This window comes from Ferrovibrio terrae (genome assembly GCF_943371255.1).
Taxonomy (GTDB): Bacteria; Pseudomonadota; Alphaproteobacteria; order Ferrovibrionales; family Ferrovibrionaceae; genus Ferrovibrio; species Ferrovibrio terrae_B.
This window is the reverse complement of sequence record NZ_CALRUC010000092.1, coordinates 1-17,779: the sequence shown is the minus strand read 5'-3', so window position 1 is coordinate 17,779 and position 17,779 is coordinate 1. Positions and strand designations below refer to the sequence as shown.

Sequence of the window (17,779 nt, the reverse complement as noted above, 5' to 3'; positions counted from 1 at the left end):
GTGGTCGAAAAGGCCACCGACCAGTTCACCAGGGAAGTGGCGGAAAAGCTGAAGCTGCTGCGCCTGTCGCTGGACGACGTGGCGCGCGGCGCGATCGGCTCCGATCAGGCGATGCAGGCGATCCGCACCGCATCGCTGGAAATCAAGGGTATGGGCGGCATGTTCAAATATCCGCTGCTGACCGCCTTTGCCAAATCGCTCAACGATTTCACCAAGGATATGGGCATCCCGAGTCCGATCCAGCTCGACATCATCGCAGCCCAGATCGATGCGCTCTATGTGGTGATGGCCCGACGCATCCAGGGAAGCGGCACCACGGTCGAAGCCCAGCTGCTCGAAGCGCTGGAACAGGCGGCCCGGAAACACCGGTAACCGGCACAGGCCCTAAAGCATCTTCCACACTGGCAGGCCCGACAGGGCGGCAAAGGCGCAGAGCGCCAGCGCGACGCGGCGGAACTGCGCCTCGTCGGCGCGCGCAAACAGTCGCATGCCAAAGCGCAACGGCAGCAGATAGGCCGGAATCAGCGGCAGCGATGACAGCAGGCTTTCCGCCGTGAACAGGCCGTTCCACCAATAGGCGATGGCCGTCGCAAGCGCGGTGAAACCGAAAAACACCACAAGATTCGCGCGCACCGTGGCCGCCGCGCTCTGGCCGCCGAGCCAGAGCAGCACCACCGGCGGCCCCGGCAGGGCAACCGCCCCGCCGCTCAAGCCCGCCAGCGCGCCGGTGCCCAATGTGGCCGGCAGGCCAAGCCGGCCCTGATAGCGCCAGCCCCGGGCCATCAGCGCGACGGCCAGCAGGATCACGCCGCACACCATCCAGCGCATCAGGTTGGCATCGGCCACCACCAGCAGCGCGACCCCGAGCGGAATGGCGGCAACGGCAGCAAGCGCGAGCGGCAGCACCTCGCGCCACACGCAACGCCGGACCGCGTCGCGCAACATGGGCAGGGCGGCCGCATCGTCGGCGATCAGCAGCCAGACAGCGGCCAGCTTGGGCTCGTACATCAGCCCGGCGATCGGCATGAACATCATGGCGCCGCCGAAACCGGAAAAGCCGCGCACCAGGCCGGCCAGCGCCGCCGCGCCGACCACCGCCCAGTAACGCGGCTCGTTCAGGAAGCCGAGAAGCGTATCAACCAACCAGGATGACGAGGCCGACCAGCGCCACGGCGGCACCGGCACTGCGGGTCAGCAGCGGCAGGCTGAGGCGCTGGGCCAGATGGGCGCCGGCGATGCCCAGGCCATGCAGCCCGGCCGTGGCCAGCAGCATGCCGCCGGCATAGGTGAGGGCCTGCGAGGCATCCCCGATCTCGGTGGCATGGGCGTGGCCGTGCAGCAGCGCGAACAGCGCCGTCACCGCCATGCCGGCAACCAGCGGCGGGCGCACCGCAAAGGCAACCAGCAGGCCGAGGATCAGCACCGACAGGGCAATGCCCGCCTCGACGCCGGGCAGCGCGATGCCGGCCAGGCCGAGTGCGAAACCCGCGCCCATCGGCAGCACGAAGGCGGCCGGCAGCAGCCACAGCGCACGCGGCGTCTTGCCCGACTGCTGGATGGCCCAGAGACCGACAGCCAACATGGCCATCAGATGGTCGAAGCCGCCGAAGGGGTGCGTAAAGCCTGCCGCAAAACCGGCGGCGACCGGCTCACCGCCCGGATGGCCGGGATGCGCCAGCGCCGGAAGGGCAAGGCTTGCCAGAACAACGGCCGGCAGAACCGCCTGACCCAGCTTGGACTTGAACGACATGGCGAACCTCTTGTTATGCGCGCCGCGTAAAACACGCGCGTCCTGCGAACCACCCGCCCCTTTGTGCCCAAGGCCGGCCGGTTTGACAAGACCGGTACCGCAGCTTACCGTCCGCCGCGATGGTTCGTGGCGTTGTCTTTTTGGATGGCGTCGCGATGAAAAGGGAACGCGGTGCCGGCTTTTCATGCGGAATTTTTCCGCAGGATGCCGTAAGCCGCGGCAGCCCCCGCTACGGTGGGCGGTGAGCGGCGCGCAATACGCCACTGGACAGTCTGATGGTCCGGGAAGGCGCGCGAACCGCGATGAACCGCAAGCCCGGAGACCTGCCATCGGAATTGGTCGAAACGGACGTGTCGGACGGGGTGTGCCGGCGCCCGGCCTGTGTCATTCTCGCCCGCCCAGCCGCTGGAGGACTGGCGCAGCGGCAGGATCGGCACGGCCATGGTCCGCGTCGGCGTCATGCAACAGGACGCTAGAAAAATGCAGAAGAGTCCCGCCCAGAAAATTCCCGCGACCGTGGTGACCGGCTTCCTCGGTGCCGGCAAGACCACGCTGATCCGCCATCTCATCACCCATGCCAATGGCCGGCGCATTGCGCTGATCGTCAATGAATTCGGCGAGGTGGGTATCGACGGCGAACTGCTGAAAAGCTGCGGCGCGCCCGATTGCACGGAAGACGACATCGTCGAGCTGGCCAATGGCTGCCTGTGCTGCACGGTCGCCGACGATTTCCTGCCCACCCTGCAAAAGCTGCTGGATCGCCCCAATCCGCCCACGCATATCGTCATCGAGACCTCCGGCCTCGCCTTGCCGAAACCCCTGGTTCAGGCCTTTGCCTGGCCCGGTATCAGGAGCCGCACCACGGTAGACGGCGTGATCACCGTGGTGGATGCCGCCGCCGTGGCGGAAGGGCGGTTTGCCGAGGATGAAGACGCGCTGGCCGCCCAGCGCGCCGCCGATCCCAATCTCGATCATGACAATCCGCTGGAGGAACTGTTCGAGGACCAGCTCGGTTGCGCCGACCTGGTGCTGCTGAACAAGGCCGACCTGCTGGACGAGGATGCGATGGCGAATGTGCGCAGCGAGATCGGCACGCATCTGCGCCAGGGCGTGAAGACGCTGGCGATCAGCAAGGGCGAGATCGCCGCCGATATCCTGCTCGGCCTGCATGCCGCGGCCGAAGACGATATCGGCGCGCGCAAGTCGCATCACGATGATGAAGACGACCACGACCATGAGGATTTCTTCAGCTTCAGCATCACGCTGCCCGAACAGACGGCGCCCGAGGCGCTGCTGCAGCGCCTGGCGCCGGTGATCGACGAACACGATATCCTGCGTGTGAAGGGCTTTGTCGCCATCGTCGGCAAGACCATGCGGCTGGTGCTGCAGGGCGTCGGTGCGCGCCTGTCGCATTACTACGACCGCGACTGGCAGAGCCATGAGCCGCGCGCCACCCGTCTGGTGGTGATCGGTCGCGCCGGACTCGACGAGGCGGCCATCCGCGCCGCTCTCGCGGCCTGACGCAACGCTGGAGCCGCCGTGCATCTGCTCAATGCCATACCCGGCGGCGCGGCAGCGACAGAGGGCGCCGTCGACCTGAAGCAGTCGCCGGCCGACATTGTCATTCTGTCTGCTGCCGATACCGAACTCTCGGCGCTGAGCAGCGCCTATGCCGCGCTGCCCGATAACTTCCCCACCCTGCGGCTGGCCAACCTTCTGCAACTGGGCCATCCCTATGCCGTCGATCTCTATGCCGACAGCGTGATTGCCCATGCCCGGCTGGTGATCGTGCGCCTGCTGGGCGGGCAGAGCTACTGGGCCTATGGCGTGGAACGCCTGAGCGACCTGTGCCGCGCGCGCGGCATCGCGCTCGCCTTCCTGCCCGGCGACCGCCAGCCCGATCCGGGACTGGACGGATTTTCCACCGTCGATGACGACAGCCGTGCCGCACTGTTCGGCTATTTCCGCGAGGGCGGCATCGAGAATCTGCGCCACGCCCTGCGCCGTGCCGCCGCCCTGATCGGCCATGACGAAGACCCGCCGGATGCCAGGCCGCTGCCGGCCGCCGGCCTGTACTGGCCGAGTCTGAGCGATCCCGATCTCGACAGCCTGCGCCAGATCTGGGCCAGCCGGAAGGCGATCCCCCAGCCGGTGGCCGCCATCGTGTTCTATCGCGCCCTGATGCAGGCCGGCGATCTGGCCGCCGTCGATGCGCTGATCGAATCGCTGGGTGCCGAAGGCCTCAATCCGCTGCCGATTTTTGTCACCAGCCTGAAGGACCGGCTGTCGTCGGATATTGTCAGCACGCTGCTGGACCACGCGCTGCCCGATGTGATCCTGAATGCCACCAGCTTCGCGCTCGGCAGCCCGACCGGCAATGACGGCGGCAGCGAAGACCCGCTCGGCCAGTGCGACTGCCCGGTGCTGCAGGTGGTGTTTGCCACGCAGCCGGCGGAAGACTGGAAAGCCGGCACGCGCGGCCTCAATCCACGCGACCTTGCCATCGCCGTGGCCCTGCCCGAGATCGACGGCAGAATCCTGAGCCGCGCCGTCGCCTTCAAGGCCGAGGCGCAGTTCGATGCCCGCACCGAATGCAGCATCGTGCGGCTGCAGCCGGATTACGGCCGCTGCCGCTTCGTCGCCAGGCTGGCCTGCGCCTGGTCGCGGCTCGGCCGGCTGGCGCCGGCAGAACGCAAGGTCGCCCTGGTGATGGCGAATTATCCCAACCGCGATGGCCGCATCGGCAATGGCGTGGGCCTCGATACGCCGCAGAGCGCGGTGGAAATCCTGCGCGCGATGAAAGACGCCGGCTATGAATTGAACGCCCTGCCGGTCAGCGGCAACCGCCTGATCGAGGCACTGATCGAGGGCGTTACCAACGACTTCGCCTCGGCCGCCGGCCGGCGGGTGCGCGTGGTCTATCCGCTGGTGCTGTATCGCCGCTTCTTCGAACGCCTGCCGCCGGCGATCCAGCAGGCGGTGAGCGAACGCTGGGGCGAGCCGGAAGATGATCCGCATATCGATGCCGGTGCTGACGGACGCAACGGTTTTGCCCTGCCGGTTCTGCCGCTGGGCAATGTGGCGGTGATGATCCAGCCGGCGCGCGGCTACAACATCGATCCGGCGCGCAGCTACCATGATCCCGACCTGGTGCCGCCGCATCACTATTTCGCCGCCTATGCCTGGCTGCGCGAGAGCTTTGGCGCCGATGCGGTGATCCATTGCGGCAAGCATGGCAATCTGGAATGGCTGCCCGGCAAGGCGCTGGCGCTGAGCGAGGACTGCCTGCCCGAGGCCGTGTTCGGCCCGATGCCGCAGCTCTATCCCTTCATCGTCAACGATCCCGGCGAGGGCACGCAGGCAAAGCGCCGCACGGCGGCGGTGATCCTGGATCACCTGACGCCACCGCTGACGCGGGCTGAAATCTATGGCGATCTTGCCGCCCTGGAACAGCTGGTGGATGAGTATTACGAGGCTGCCGGCATGGATCGCCGGCGCCTGCCGCTGCTGGCCGAACGCATCATCGCCGAAACGCGGCGGCTTGGCCTCGATGCCGATTGCGACATCCAGATCGGCGAGGCAACCGAAACCGCGCTGCTGAAACTCGACAATCATCTGTGCGACCTGAAAGAGCTGCAGATCCGCGACGGCCTGCATGTCTATGGCACCAAGCCCCATGGCGAGCAGCTGATCGATCTGCTGGTGGCGCTGGTGCGCCTGCCGCGCAACGACGGCAAGGATGGCAATGCCTCGATCCTGCGTGCTCTGACTGCTGATCTCGGCCTGGGCTTCGATCCTTTGGGCACCGATTACGCCGCCGTGTGGACCGGGCCGCAGCCGGCCGTGCTGGCCGGCCTGGCGCCGGGGGCGTGGCGCAGCCATGGCGACACCATCGAGCGGCTGGAGATTCTGGCCAAGCAGCTGGTGGCGGACCGGCGGCTGCCCGACGAAGCCTGGACGGCAACGAAAGCCGTGCTGCAGGAAATCGACTATCGCCTGCGCGCCGCGGTGCTGAGTTGCGGCCGCGCCGAGATCGAGAATCTGCTGCGCGGCCTGGATGGCCGCTTCGTGCCGCCGGGACCGAGCGGCGCACCGACGCGCGGCCGGCCCGAAGTGCTGCCGACCGGACGCAACTTCTTCTCGCTGGATGCGCGCAGCCTGCCAACCCCGGCGGCCTGGACGCTGGGCTGGCAGTCGGCCGATGCCCTGCTGCAGCGCCACCGCCAGGATCATGGCGAATGGCCGCGCGCCATCCTGCTGAATGCCTGGGGCACTGCCAACATGCGCACCGGCGGCGACGATATCGCCCAGGCACTGGCGCTGATCGGCGCGCGTCCGACATGGGAAGGCGCGTCCGGCCGCGTCACCGGATTCGAGATCGTGCCGCCCGACCTGCTGGATCGCCCGCGCATCGACGTGACCCTGAAGGTGAGCGGCTTTTTCCGCGATGCCTTCCCCGCGCAGCTGAACCTGTTCGATGCCGCCAGCCGCGCCGTGCAGGCGCTGGACGAGCCGCCGGAGGTCAACCCGCTGGCCCAGCGCGTGCGCGACGAGATCGCCGCCATGACCGCGCGCGGCATTGATGCTGCGGAAGCCCAGCGCCGTGCCGGCTATCGCGTGTTCGGCTCGCAGCCGGGCGCCTATGGCGCCGGCCTGCAGGCCCTGATCGACCAGGGCGGCTGGACCGAGACGGCCGATCTGGCCAGGGCCTATATCGCCTGGGGCGGCTATGCCTATGGCCAGGATTCGGAAGGCATCGCCGATGCGGAGGTCTTCGTACAGCGCCTGAGCGGCGTCGACACCATCGTGCAGAACCAGGACAACCGCGAGCACGACCTGCTCGATTCCGACGACTATTACCAGTTCGAGGGCGGCGCGGTGGCTGCCGTCCAGTATGCGTCGGGCGCTGCACCGACCGCCTATCACAACGACCATTCACGGCCCGAGGCGCCGCGCATCCGCCGGCTGGAGGAAGAGATCGCCCGCGTCGTGCGCGGCCGCGCCGCCAATCCGAAATGGATCGAGGGCGTCAAGCGCCATGGCTACAAGGGCGCCTTCGAGATCGCCGCCACGGTGGATTACCTGTTTGCCTTTGCCGCCACCACCGGCCTGGTGCGGGATCACCAGTTCGAGGCGCTGTATGACGCCTATCTCGCCGATTCTGATACGCGCAGCTTCCTGCAGGACAACAATCCGGCCGGGGCCCGCGAAATCGCCGAACGCTTTGCTGAGGCGATCCGCCGCGGCCTGTGGCGGCCGAAGGCCAATTCGGCCGCCGAACTGCTGGAAAGGATGCTGGCCGCATGAAGATCAAGGAAACCGGTCTGAGCGAGGACGAGGTCAACGCCCGCGCCAACGAGAAGGCGAAGAAGCGCAAAGAGGTGCGCGACCGCATGCTGGCGACCAAGACCATCGAGAAGGGCCTGCTCATGGTCCATACCGGCAAGGGCAAGGGCAAGTCGACCGCCGCCTTCGGCCTCGCCGTGCGCGCCATCGGCAACGGCTTCCGCGTCGGCATCGTGCAGTTCGTCAAGGGCAAGTGGCAGACCGGCGAACGCCCGGTGCTGGAAATGTTTCCCGAGCAGGTGACGATCAAGGCGATGGGCGAGGGCTTCACCTGGGACACCCAGGACCGCGCCCGCGACATCGCGGCGGCCAACGCCGCCTGGGCGGAAGCCAAACGCATGATCGAGGCTTGCCGCGGCGCCGAACCGGCCTATGACATGCTGGTGTTCGACGAACTCAACATCGTGCTGCGTTACGACTATCTCGATCTTGCCGAGGTGGTGGCGGCGCTGAAAAACCGCCCGCCGCAGCTGCATATCGTGGTGACCGGCCGCAATGCCAAGCCGGAACTGATCGAGGCCGCCGACCTGGTGACCGAGATGACGGAAATCAAGCATCCCTTCCAGGCCGGCGTGAAAGCCCAGAAGGGCATTGAGTTTTGAAGGAGTGGGAATTTTGAAACGCGAACTGCTCGATCCCAAGACGATTGCCGCCCCGGTCGGCCAGTATGCCCATGGCTGCCTGGTGAGCGAGGGCACGCGCATCCTGTTCATCAGTGGACAGATCGGGGCTGCACCCGATGGCAGCGTGCCGCCGGATTTCGAGAGCCAGGCCCGCAATGTGTGGCGCAATATCGAGGCGGTGCTGGCCGAGGCCGGCATGAGCTTCGACAATCTGGTCAAGACCACCAGCTTCCTGACCGATCACAGCCAGTTAATACCGAACCGCAAGATTCGCAACGAAATCCTCGGTGACCGCAAATGCGCCTCCAGCGGAATCGTGACCCAGACGCTGGTCAGCGACTGGCTGCTGGAGATCGAAGCCATAGCAATGGCATAATGCAGCGATGACCAGCATGTTCCAGAAGCCCCCGATTGATAACCCGTTCCAGAAGACCGGCGTGATGCTCTGCGGCCATGGCAGCCGCGATGCGCGCGCGGTGGCCGAATTCACCGCGCTGGCCGCGCATCTCAAGCGCCGCCTGCCGCATTACGATGTCGATTTCGGCTTCCTGGAATTCGCCACGCCGATCATCCGCGACGGACTCGATGCCCTGCGCGCCAAGGGCAACACACGGATTCTGGCCCTGCCCGGCATGCTGATGGCGGCCGGCCATGCCAAGAACGACATTCCGAGCGTGTTGAACCGCTATCAGGCCGAGCATGACGGCGTGACCATCTCCTATGGCCGCGATCTCGGCATCGATCTGAAGATGCTGCGCGCCGCCGGCGACCGTATCCAGGCCGCGCTCGATGCCGCCGGTGACGGTATTGCCCGCCATGAGACCTGCCTTGTCGTGGTCGGCCGCGGCACCTCGGACCCCGATGCCAATTCCAACATCGCCAAGGTGATGCGCATGCTGTGGGAAGGCTTCGGCTTCGGCTGGGGCGAGACCGCCTATTCCGGCGTCACCTTCCCGCTGGTGCAGCCTGCGCTGGAGCATGTCGCCAGGCTGGGCTACAAGCGCGTCATCGTGTTTCCGTATTTCCTGTTCACTGGCATCCTGGTCGAGCGTATCTACGAGTACACCGATATCGTTGCTGCCGCGCATCCGCAGATCGACTTCATCAAGGCCGGCTACCTGAACGACCATCCGATGGTGCTGGAGGTGTTCGAGGACCGGCTGCAGGAAATTCTCGCCGGTACCAACAACATGAACTGCCAGATGTGCAAATACCGCGCCCAGGTGCTCGGCTTCGAGGACGAAGTGGGCCTGGCGCAGGAAAGCCATCACCATCATGTCGAAGGCATCGGCACCGGCCATGCCCATGAACACGGGCATGGCCACGGAAACGATCATGGACACGATCATGGCCATGCACATGGACATGACCATGGGCATGATCACGCGCATCATGATCACGGGCATCATCCCTATCCCCATGCCGATCATCCGCTGGGGCCGAAGACCCTGAATAAGAGCGACGCGGCTAAATGATGGCGTTCGACTATCTGCGCGATCCCGACGCGATCTATCGCCTCAGCTTCGAGATGATCAGGGCTGAGGTCGACCTGTCGCATCTGCCGCCGGGCATCGACGAACTCGCGCTGCGCCTGATCCATGCCTGCGCCATGCCCGAGATCCTGCCCGACCTGGCCTGGACGCCGGATCTGCCAGATGCAGTCCATACTGCATTGCAGGGCGGCAAGCCGATCCTGAGCGATGTCGACATGGTGGCCTATGGTGTGATCCGCTCGCGCCTGCCGTCTGACAACAGCGTGCTCAGTTTCCTCAACACGCCCGAGGCGCGCGCGATCGGCCAGAAAAAACAGATCACGCGCTCGGCCGCGGCGGTTGAATTATGGATTCCCCATCTCGCCGGGGCCGTCGTCGTCATCGGCAATGCACCGACCGCGCTGTTCCGCCTGCTGGAAATGCTGAACGACGAGGGCGCACCGAAGCCGGCCGCGATTCTCGGTTTCCCGGTCGGCTTTGTCGGTGCCGCCGAATCGAAACAGGCGCTGATCGACCATGCACCGCCGGGCGTGGCCTATGCCACCCTGAAAGGCCGCCGCGGCGGCAGCGCCATGGCCGCCGCCGCAATCAATGCGCTGGCCACCTGGGAGCCAAATGAATGAGCAAGCGATGGCTCAGCATTGTCGGCATCGGCGAGGACGGCCTTGATGGCGTCACGACCGCCGCGCGCACGGTGATCGAGACCGCCGATATCCTGATCGGCGGCGAACGCCATCTGGCGATGGTGCCCGTGAAAGACGGCGAACAGCGCCGCATCGCCTGGACCACGCCGCTGCTGGCCCAGGCTGACAGCATCGCGGAGCACAAGGGCCGCCGCACCTGCGTGCTGGCCAGCGGCGATCCGATGTGGTTCGGCATCGGCGCCACCCTGGCCAAACGCGTGCCGGCCGAGGAGATCGCTGTTATCCCGCATGCCGGGGCGTTTTCGCTGGCGGCAGCGCGCCTGCTCTGGCCTCTGGATGCCGTGGATTGCCTTTCATTGCATGGGCGCCCGCTCGATCTGCTGTCGGCCTTCCTGTATCCCGGCGCCCGCCTGCTGCTGCTGACCGAGAATGGCGCGGCACCGGCCAAGATCGCCGAGTATCTGACCAAGCGCGGCTTCGGCAGCGCCGACCTCACTGTGCTGGAACAGCTGGGCGGTGCGCAGGAAAACATCCTGACCGGTGCGGCCAAGACCTGGCCGCATGCAACCTGCGCCGATCTCAACACCATGGCGGTGCAGGTGAACGATGGCCCGGGGCTGACGCGCCTCGCCGGCCTGGATGACGATCTCTATCTGCATGACGGCAACATCACCAAGCGCGAGATCCGCGCGATGACGCTGGCCCGCCTGTCGCCCTTCCCGGGCGACCTGCTGTGGGATGTCGGTGCCGGCTCGGGCTCGATCTCGATCGAATGGCTGCGTGCCGACCGCCGCAACCGCGCCATCGCCATCGAGAGCAAGGATTCGCGCCGCAGCATGATCGCGCAGAATGCGGCAGCGCTCGGCGTGCCGCAGCTGGAGATCAACGGCAACGCCGTGCCGGCCGCGCTCGACGGCCTGCCCGAGCCCGATGCCATCTTCATCGGCGGCGGCGTCACCGCCGAAGGCCTGATCGAGCGCTGCTGGCAGGCCCTGAAGCCCGGCGGCCGGCTGGTGGCCAATGTGGTGACCCTGGAAGGCGAAGGCCTGCTGGTGCAGGCCCGGCAGACCCATGGCGGCGACCTCGGGCGTTTCATGGTGCAGCGCGCCGAACGGGTCGGCCGTTTCCATGGCTGGCATGCGATGATGCCGATCACGCAATGGAGCGTCATCAAGGAATGAGTGCGACCCTGTATGGTCTCGGTATCGGCCCGGGCGACCCCGAGCTGATCACGCTGAAGGCGCTGCGCCTGTTGCAAACTGCCGACGTCGTTGCCTATCCGGCACCGGAAGACGGCGACAGCCTGGCACGCAGGATCGTTGCGCCGCATCTGAGCGGCAAGCAGATCGAACTGGCGATCCGCATGCCGCTGACGGTGGCGCGCTTTCCCGCCCAGGCGGTCTATGAGCAGGCGGCTGGTGACATCGGCACGCATCTGCAGGCCGGCCGCAGCGTGGCCGTGCTCTGCGAGGGCGATCCCTTCCTCTACGGCTCCTTCATGTATCTGTTCGGCCGGCTGGCCGAGACCTTCCCTGTTGAGGTGGTGCCCGGCGTGTCGTCGCTGACCGCCTGCGCCGCCGCGCTGAAACACCCGCTGGTGTCGCGCAACGATGTGCTGACCATCATCCCCGCGCCGCTGGATGACGAGACCATCACGGCCAAGCTGCTGCACACCGATGCGGCGGCGATCCTCAAGCTTGGCCGCCATGGCCCGCGCATCGTCGCCCTGCTGCAGCAGCTCGGCCTGGCCGACCGCGCCCAGTATATCGAGCGCGCCACCATGGCCGAACAGCGCATCCTGCCCCTGAAGGATGTCGATCCGGCCAGCATTCCCTATTTCGCCATGATCCTGGTGCACCGCCGGGGCGAGCAGCATTTCATGGAGTTCAAGTCGTGAGTGGCAAGCCCGCCCTTGTCCTGCTGACACCCAACGCGCGCGGCACGGCGCAAGCGCTGATGACCGCCTTCCCCGCCTGGGAGGTCTATGCGCCCGATGATGCGGCGTTGGTGCATGCGTTACCACTGGGCAAAGCGACCGAGACGATTGCGCGGCTGTTTGCCGCCGGCCGCCCGGTGATCGGCATCTGCGCCGCCGGGATTCTCATTCGCGCGGTCGCCGCACAGCTGAGCGACAAGCAGAACGAACCGCCGCTGATCGCCGTCGCCGCCGATGGCTCCAGCGTCGTACCCCTGCTCGGCGGCCATCATGGCGCCAATCTGCTGTCGCGCCGCATCGCCACGGTGCTGCAGGGCATCGCCGCCGTCACCACTGCCGGCGACCTTGCCTTCGGCCTTGGCCTGGATGAACCGCCCGATGGCTACACGCTGGCCAATCCCGAGGATGCCAAGGGCCTGATGGCGAATCTTCTGCGTGGCAACGGCGTGCGCATCGAAGGCCATGCGCCGTGGCTGCGCGAGACCAATCTGCCGATCCGCGATGACGGCGCCCTGCTGATCGAGGTGACCCATCGCGCCATCGAAGGCAGCCCGGATCACCTGGTGTTCCACCCGCGCAGCGTGGCGATCGGTGTCGGCTGCGAACGCAACACGCGGCCGGTGGAGCTGATCCGCCTGGTGCAGGGCAGCCTGGACGCGGCCGGCATCGCACGCGACTCGATTGCCGGCGTCTATTCGCTCGATCTCAAATCTGATGAACCGGCGATGCAGGAACTGGCGAAATGGCTCGGCGTGCCATTCCGCGTCTTCGATGCCGCCACGCTGGAAGCCGAAACACCGCGCATGGCCAACCCTTCGGCTGTGGTCTTCGCCGAGGTCGGCACCCATGGTGTCTCGGAAGGCGCAGCCCTCGCCGCTGCCGGGTCGGACGCCACGCTGATCGTGCCGAAACGCAAATCCGAGCGTGCCACCTGTGCCATGGCGCTGGCGCCTGCGCCCTTCGATGGCGAAACCCGCGGTGCAATGCGGGGAGAGCTACACGTCGTGGGCACTGGCCCGGGCGATGCACACTGGCTGACGCCGGAAGCGCGCATCGCGCTGAGCGATGCGACCGACTGGGTCGGCTATGGCCTATATCTCGATCTCTATCCCGAGCTGCAGGCTGGCAAGGTGCTGCATCGCTACGATCTCGGCGAGGAAGAGCTGCGCGTGCGGGCAGCCCTTGATCTCGCCGCCACGGGAAAACGCGTGGCGCTGGTCTGCTCCGGCGATCCCGGCATCTATGCGATGGCGACACTGGTGTTTGCCCTGCTGGAAAAGGAACCGGAGCAAAAGGCCTGGCAGCGCATCGCCATCACCGTGGCGCCCGGCATCTCCGCCCTGCAGGCGGCCGCCGCCCGCTCCGGCGCGCTGCTGGGCCATGACTTCTGCACCATTTCGCTGTCCGACCTGCTGACGCCGCTGGAGGCGATCCTCGAACGCATCAAGGCCGCTGCCGAGGCCGATTTCGTCATCGCTTTCTACAATCCGGTGTCGCAGCGCCGGCGCCACCAGCTGGAGCTGGCGAAAGACATCCTGCTGCAGCATCGCCCGGGCGAGACGCCGGTGGTGCTGGCGCGCAATCTGGGACGCGAGGGCGAGCGAGTGACGCTGACCACGCTGGCCGCTCTCGAAGTCGACAAGGTCGACATGCTGACCGTGGTGCTGGTCGGCAGCAGCGCAAGCCGCGCGATTGCCCTGCCGGACGGCCGCCGCTTTGCCTATACGCCGCGCGGCTATGAGAAGAAGTTCACAGAATGACCGTGCATTTCATCGGTGCCGGTCCCGGCGCGCCCGACCTGATCACCCTGCGCGGCGCAGCCCTGATCAAGGCCTGTAAGGTCTGCCTCTATGCCGGCTCGCTGGTGCCCGAGGCTGTCGTCGCCCTGGCACCGAAGAAAGCGCGCGTGATCGATACTGCGCCGCTGAACCTGGACGAGATCATGGCCGAGATCGTCGCCGCCCATAACAAGGGCCAGGACGTGGCGCGCGTGCATTCCGGCGATCCCTCGCTCTATGGCGCCATCGCCGAGCAGATCCGCAGGCTGAAGAGACTGGATATCCCCTTCACCATCACGCCGGGCGTGCCGGCCTTCGCCGCCGCCGCCGCCATCCTGCAGACCGAACTGACGCTGCCCGAGATCGCCCAGAGCGTGATCCTGACCCGCACGGCGATGAAATCATCGGACATGCCGAAAGGCGAGACGCTGGCGAATTTCGCGAAAACCGGCGCGACGCTGGCGATTCATCTCTCGATCCGCAATATCCGCCATGTGGTGGAGGAACTGACGCCGCAGTATGGCGCCGACTGCCCGGTGGCCGTGGTGGTGCGCGCCACCTGGCCGGACCAGGAGATCATCCGCGCCACGCTTTCCACCATCGCCGCGAAAGTGCGCGCGGCCAAGATCACCCGCACCGCGCTGATCCTGGTCGGCCGCGTGCTGGCGGAAGACACCGATTTCCGCGACAGTGCGCTGTACGATCCCAAGCATGTGCATGTGCTGCGGCCCGGGAAGACGGCAAAGAAGAAGTCTTAGACCGCGTGGATATTGATCCAGCCGAGCGCGGCACCGACCGAGTCGAGCGCGGTGCCGGGCGGCAGCGGCGGACGTTCGATCATCAGCACCGGGATATGCAGTTCGGCGGCGGCGGCGATCTTGCCGGCCGCGCCGCCTGAATTCTTGGTCACCAGCAGGTCGATGCGATGCTGCTGCATCAGCGCCTTCTCGTCATCCGGTGCAAACGGCCCGCGCGCCAGGATGGTCTCGCCCTGGGGCACGGCCACGTCATCGGCCGGCGGGTCGATCATGCGGGTGAGGAACCAGCGGCCGGCCTCGCGCCCGCCGTCATCGCGACCCAGCGGAACAAACGGTCCGATTTCCTGCCGGCCGACGGTGAGGAAAATGCGCCGGGCCGGATGGAAGCGCAAAAAGGTCGCCGCCGCCGCCACGCTGGGCATCATCGTCCAGCGGTCGCCGGGCGAGGCCACCCAGGGTGGCCGCACCAGCTTGGCACGCGGGATGTTGAGCACGGCACAGGCCTCATGGGCATGGCGCGCCATCTGCGCCGCAAAGGGATGCGTGGCATCCAGCACCAGGTCGATCTTTTCCGCGACCAGATAATCACGCAGGCCATCGATGCCGCCAAAGCCGCCGATCCGCACATCGCCGGGCGGCCGTTCCGGTGTCTCGGTGCGCCCAGCCAGCGAGGAGATGCAGCGCACGCGCGCATGGCCCTGCAGCTCGCGCGCCAGCCGCAGCGCCTCGCCGGTGCCGCCGAGCAGCAGCAGGTTACGCAGCCGCGCCATCGGGCGCCTCGCTGTTTGCACGGCCGACAATGAGCCCAGCACGGTCGACGACCACGATATCGATGGCGACAGCGGCCGGCGCAACGATTGCCAGCGCCGCAGTACGCGCCTTCGCCGCCACCAGATCGGCCAGTGGCAGCTGCGCCGCCTGCGCCAGGGTCAGCACCTCAAGCGCGGTGTTGGCGTCGCTGGCCTGAGCGATCAGATCAGGAGCCGCTCCAAGTTCGCCGAGCCATTGCGCCAGCACCGCCTTGTCGACCTGGCTGCGGCCTGAATGCAGGTCCATCTGGCCCTGCGCCAGTTTCACCAGCTTGGCAAAGCCGCCGCCGATGGTGAGCCGTGCAACCGGATGCTGCCGCAGGTATTTCAGCAGTGCCCCGGCGAAGTCGCCCATGTCGAGCAGCGCCAGGTCGGGCAGGCCATGCAGCGCCTGCACGGCGGCTTCCGAAGTGGAGCCGGTGCAGCCGGCGACATGGGCAAGGCCGGCGGCGCGAGCGACATCGACGCCGCGATGGATCGAATGGATCCAGGCCGAGCAGGAAAACGGCACGACGATGCCGGTGGTGCCGAGGATGCTGATGCCGCCGAGAATGCCAAGGCGGGGATTCCAGGTCTGTTTCGCCAGCTCGGCGCCGCCCGGCACGCTGATCTCGATTTCGACATCGCCCCCGGCGCCATGCTGTGCGGCCAGCGCGCGCACGGTGTCGGTCATCATCTGGCGCGGCACCGGATTGATCGCCGGTTCGCCCGGCGGCAGCGGCAGGCCGGCGCGGGTGATGGTGCCCACGCCGGCACCGGCGCGGAACTGCACGCCCTGGCCGGCAGCGGCATGGCGCACGCGGGCGAGGATCATCGCCTGGTGGGTGACATCGGGGTCGTCGCCGGCATCCTTCACGATGCCGGCCTCGGCCCAGGCGCCGCGCGCATCGGTGCCGCGCCGTTCGATGGCCAGCGCGAAGCTGGGCTGTTCGCCCTTGGGCAGGGTGATGGTGACCGGATCGGGGAAGCTGCCGGTCAGCAGCGCCTGATAGGCGGCGCGCACGCCGGCGGTGGCGCAGGCACCCGTGGTCCAGCCGCGCCGGAGCGCGGAGGCGGAGCTGGCAGATTCCGACGCAACGTCAGGGGTTCCGGACATGCCGCCAATATACACCGTTGCCCCGCTGCTGTACCCTGCGCGGCATGCAGTTGCCCGCCCTCGATATGCCCGTTTTCCAGCCCGGCTGGGTCTGGCTGGCCGGCGCCGGCCCCGGCGATCCGGGGCTGCTGACGCTGCATGCGGTGAATGCGCTGAACCAGGCCGATGTGGTGATCTACGACGCCCTGGTGGGTGACGGCATCCTGCGCTGCGCCCGCGTCAATGCCATCCTCGAATATGCGGGAAAACGCGGCGGCAAGCCCTCGCCCAAGCAGCGTGATATCTCCGAACGGCTGGTCGAGCTGGCGCGCCAGGGCAAGCGCGTGCTGCGCCTGAAGGGCGGCGATCCCTTCGTGTTCGGCCGCGGCGCCGAAGAGGCGCTGTCGCTGCGCGAGGCCGGCATTCCCTTCCGCATCATTCCCGGCATTTCGGCCGGCATCGGCGGCCTGGCCTATGCCGGCATTCCGCTCACCCATCGCGACACCAATTCCTGCGTCACCTTCCTCACCGGCCATAACGCCAGCGGCGAAGTGCCCGACAGCCTGGACTGGGCTGCCATGGTGCGCGCCTCGCCCGTGCTGGTGATCTACATGGCGATGAAGCATCTCGACATCCTGGTCGCCAAGCTGACCCATGCCGGCCTGGCCGGCGACCGGCCCGCCGCCCTGGTGCAGAACGCCACCCTGCCCGAGATGCGCGTGCTGACCAGCCGCCTGGACCGCATTGTCGCCGATGCCGAGGCCGCACAGATGGCGCCGCCGGCCCTGCTGGTGGTGGGCGAGGTGGTCGACCTGCATGCCATCTTCGGCCGCAGCGACCTGCAGGCAACCCTGACCACGGGGGCCTCATGCCAAGCGGCATCGTAATCGCGGCGCCCGCATCGGGCAGCGGCAAGACCACAGTGACGCTGGCGCTGCTGCGCCTGCTGGGCCGCGAGGGCCGCATTATCGCGCCGTTCAAGATCGGGCCGGATTACATCGATGGCTCGTTCCATCGCGCCGCCGGCGCCGGGCGGCCCTGCTACAACCTCGATGCCTTTGCCATGCGGCAGGAAACCATCACCGCCGTGGTGGCGGCCGGCGCCGAGGATGTCGAGCTGGTGGTGATCGAGGGCGTGATGGGCCTGTTCGATGGCGCCGCCAACGGCCAGGGCTCGACCGCCGATCTCGCCGCCCTGCTCGGCCTGCCGGTGATCCTGGTGATCGACGCGGCGCGCCAGAGCCAGTCGGTGGCCGCCCTGGTGCATGGTTTCCGCAGTTTCCGCTCCGACATCACGATTGCCGGCGTGATCCTCAACCGCGTGGCCTCGCCGCGTCATGAAGCGCTGCTGCGCACGGCGCTGCAGCGGATCGAGATGCCGGTGCTGGCCGCCCTGCCGGCCCAGGCCGACCTGAAACTGCCAAGCCGGCATCTGGGCCTGGTGCAGGCGGTGGAACGTGACAATCTGGAACTCTTCCTCGACCGCGCCGCCGACTGGCTGCATCGCCGGCTCGACCGCTTCGCGCTGGAACAGACCCTGCGCAAGCTGTCGGTGCAGAGCGGCGCG

16 protein-coding genes, 1 pseudogene and 1 riboswitch are annotated in these 17,779 nt (G+C 67.2%); of the genes and pseudogenes, 13 read left to right on the top strand and 4 right to left on the bottom strand.

The window, feature by feature from the left end; genetic code table 11:
* Positions 1 to 372: pseudogene (locus AAG799_RS17085) on the top strand (hypothetical protein); the annotation flags it as partial.
* A 12-nt stretch (positions 373 to 384) separates the two neighbouring features.
* On the opposite strand, the gene AAG799_RS17080 reads toward AAG799_RS17085, so the two are convergent.
* Positions 385 to 1,143 carry a sulfite exporter TauE/SafE family protein gene (locus AAG799_RS17080; RefSeq protein ID WP_341897880.1) on the bottom strand — a complete coding sequence of 253 codons (759 nt, stop codon included), beginning with the start codon at positions 1,141 to 1,143 and terminating at the stop codon, positions 385 to 387.
* Positions 1,136 to 1,750 carry a HupE/UreJ family protein gene (locus AAG799_RS17075; RefSeq protein ID WP_341897879.1) on the bottom strand — a complete coding sequence of 205 codons (615 nt, stop codon included), beginning with the start codon at positions 1,748 to 1,750 and terminating at the stop codon, positions 1,136 to 1,138. Before AAG799_RS17075 ends, AAG799_RS17080 begins: the two co-directional genes overlap by 8 nt.
* Before the next feature lie 103 nt (positions 1,751 to 1,853).
* Positions 1,854 to 2,096: riboswitch (cobalamin riboswitch) on the top strand.
* Positions 2,097 to 2,230: 134 nt separating this feature from the next.
* On the opposite strand from AAG799_RS17075, the gene cobW reads away from it, so the two are divergent.
* The 10 genes from cobW to cobM are packed head-to-tail and all read left to right on the top strand — an operon-like array spanning position 2,231 to position 14,328.
* Positions 2,231 to 3,271: a cobalamin biosynthesis protein CobW gene (gene cobW, locus AAG799_RS17070; protein ID WP_341897878.1), complete on the top strand. Its 1,041-nt coding sequence runs from the start codon at positions 2,231 to 2,233 to the stop codon at positions 3,269 to 3,271.
* An 18-nt stretch (positions 3,272 to 3,289) separates the two neighbouring features.
* The gene (gene cobN, locus AAG799_RS17065) at positions 3,290 to 7,057 is read left to right on the top strand and encodes a cobaltochelatase subunit CobN (RefSeq protein WP_341897877.1); all 3,768 of its coding nucleotides are present in this window, start codon (positions 3,290 to 3,292) and stop codon (positions 7,055 to 7,057) included.
* Complete coding sequence (gene cobO, locus AAG799_RS17060; protein WP_341897876.1) at positions 7,054 to 7,698, top strand: cob(I)yrinic acid a,c-diamide adenosyltransferase; 645 nt, start codon at positions 7,054 to 7,056, stop codon at positions 7,696 to 7,698. The genes cobN and cobO overlap by 4 nt, the downstream gene beginning before the upstream one ends.
* A gap of 13 nt (positions 7,699 to 7,711) precedes the next feature.
* Positions 7,712 to 8,095, top strand: coding sequence for a RidA family protein (locus AAG799_RS17055; protein WP_341897875.1), 384 nt, complete (start codon positions 7,712 to 7,714; stop codon positions 8,093 to 8,095).
* Between the two features lie 16 nt (positions 8,096 to 8,111).
* Positions 8,112 to 9,194, top strand: a complete 1,083-nt coding sequence (locus AAG799_RS17050; protein ID WP_341897874.1) for a sirohydrochlorin chelatase — start codon at positions 8,112 to 8,114, stop codon at positions 9,192 to 9,194.
* On the top strand, positions 9,191 to 9,835 hold the full coding sequence (locus AAG799_RS17045; RefSeq protein ID WP_341897873.1) for a precorrin-8X methylmutase: 645 nt from the start codon (positions 9,191 to 9,193) through the stop codon (positions 9,833 to 9,835). The genes AAG799_RS17050 and AAG799_RS17045 overlap by 4 nt, the downstream gene beginning before the upstream one ends.
* The gene (gene cbiE / locus AAG799_RS17040; protein WP_341897872.1) at positions 9,832 to 11,037 is read left to right on the top strand and encodes a precorrin-6y C5,15-methyltransferase (decarboxylating) subunit CbiE; all 1,206 of its coding nucleotides are present in this window, start codon (positions 9,832 to 9,834) and stop codon (positions 11,035 to 11,037) included. Before AAG799_RS17045 ends, cbiE begins: the two co-directional genes overlap by 4 nt.
* Complete coding sequence (gene cobI, locus AAG799_RS17035) at positions 11,034 to 11,753, top strand: precorrin-2 C(20)-methyltransferase (protein WP_341897870.1); 720 nt, start codon at positions 11,034 to 11,036, stop codon at positions 11,751 to 11,753. The genes cbiE and cobI overlap by 4 nt, the downstream gene beginning before the upstream one ends.
* On the top strand, positions 11,750 to 13,552 hold the full coding sequence (gene cobJ, locus AAG799_RS17030; RefSeq protein WP_341897869.1) for a precorrin-3B C(17)-methyltransferase: 1,803 nt from the start codon (positions 11,750 to 11,752) through the stop codon (positions 13,550 to 13,552). The genes cobI and cobJ overlap by 4 nt, the downstream gene beginning before the upstream one ends.
* Positions 13,549 to 14,328, top strand: coding sequence for a precorrin-4 C(11)-methyltransferase (gene cobM, locus AAG799_RS17025; RefSeq protein ID WP_341897868.1), 780 nt, complete (start codon positions 13,549 to 13,551; stop codon positions 14,326 to 14,328). Before cobJ ends, cobM begins: the two co-directional genes overlap by 4 nt.
* Here cobM and AAG799_RS17020 read toward each other — a convergent pair.
* The gene (locus tag AAG799_RS17020; protein WP_341897867.1) at positions 14,325 to 15,098 is read right to left on the bottom strand and encodes a cobalt-precorrin-6A reductase; all 774 of its coding nucleotides are present in this window, start codon (positions 15,096 to 15,098) and stop codon (positions 14,325 to 14,327) included. The two genes, cobM and AAG799_RS17020, sit on opposite strands and share 4 nt — an antisense overlap.
* Positions 15,082 to 16,233: a cobalt-precorrin-5B (C(1))-methyltransferase gene (locus AAG799_RS17015; RefSeq protein WP_341897866.1), complete on the bottom strand. Its 1,152-nt coding sequence runs from the start codon at positions 16,231 to 16,233 to the stop codon at positions 15,082 to 15,084. Before AAG799_RS17015 ends, AAG799_RS17020 begins: the two co-directional genes overlap by 17 nt.
* A 44-nt stretch (positions 16,234 to 16,277) precedes the next feature.
* Here AAG799_RS17015 and cobA point away from each other — a divergent pair, with 44 nt between their 5' ends.
* On the top strand, positions 16,278 to 17,099 hold the full coding sequence (cobA, locus tag AAG799_RS17010) for a uroporphyrinogen-III C-methyltransferase (RefSeq protein WP_341897865.1): 822 nt from the start codon (positions 16,278 to 16,280) through the stop codon (positions 17,097 to 17,099).
* A partial coding sequence (locus AAG799_RS17005; protein ID WP_341897864.1) for a cobyrinate a,c-diamide synthase occupies positions 17,081 to 17,779 on the top strand: 699 nt, incomplete at its 3' end. The genes cobA and AAG799_RS17005, both read left to right, overlap by 19 nt.

Bases quoted from the DNA above. Each gene is read 5' to 3' on its own strand.
- AAG799_RS17075 (WP_341897879.1), bottom strand. From the start codon at position 1,750: ATGTCGTTCAAGTCCAAGCTGGGTCAGGCGGTTCTGCCGGCCGTTGTT.
- cobW (WP_341897878.1), top strand. From the start codon at position 2,231: ATGCAGAAGAGTCCCGCCCAGAAAATTCCCGCGACCGTGGTGACCGGC.
- cobO (WP_341897876.1), top strand. From the start codon at position 7,054: ATGAAGATCAAGGAAACCGGTCTGAGCGAGGACGAGGTCAACGCCCGC.
- AAG799_RS17050 (WP_341897874.1), top strand. From the start codon at position 8,112: ATGTTCCAGAAGCCCCCGATTGATAACCCGTTCCAGAAGACCGGCGTG.
- AAG799_RS17045 (WP_341897873.1), top strand. From the start codon at position 9,191: ATGATGGCGTTCGACTATCTGCGCGATCCCGACGCGATCTATCGCCTC.
- cbiE (WP_341897872.1), top strand. From the start codon at position 9,832: ATGAGCAAGCGATGGCTCAGCATTGTCGGCATCGGCGAGGACGGCCTT.
- cobI (WP_341897870.1), top strand. From the start codon at position 11,034: ATGAGTGCGACCCTGTATGGTCTCGGTATCGGCCCGGGCGACCCCGAG.
- cobM (WP_341897868.1), top strand. From the start codon at position 13,549: ATGACCGTGCATTTCATCGGTGCCGGTCCCGGCGCGCCCGACCTGATC.
- AAG799_RS17020 (WP_341897867.1), bottom strand. From the start codon at position 15,098: ATGGCGCGGCTGCGTAACCTGCTGCTGCTCGGCGGCACCGGCGAGGCG.
- AAG799_RS17015 (WP_341897866.1), bottom strand. From the start codon at position 16,233: ATGTCCGGAACCCCTGACGTTGCGTCGGAATCTGCCAGCTCCGCCTCC.
- cobA (WP_341897865.1), top strand. From the start codon at position 16,278: ATGCAGTTGCCCGCCCTCGATATGCCCGTTTTCCAGCCCGGCTGGGTC.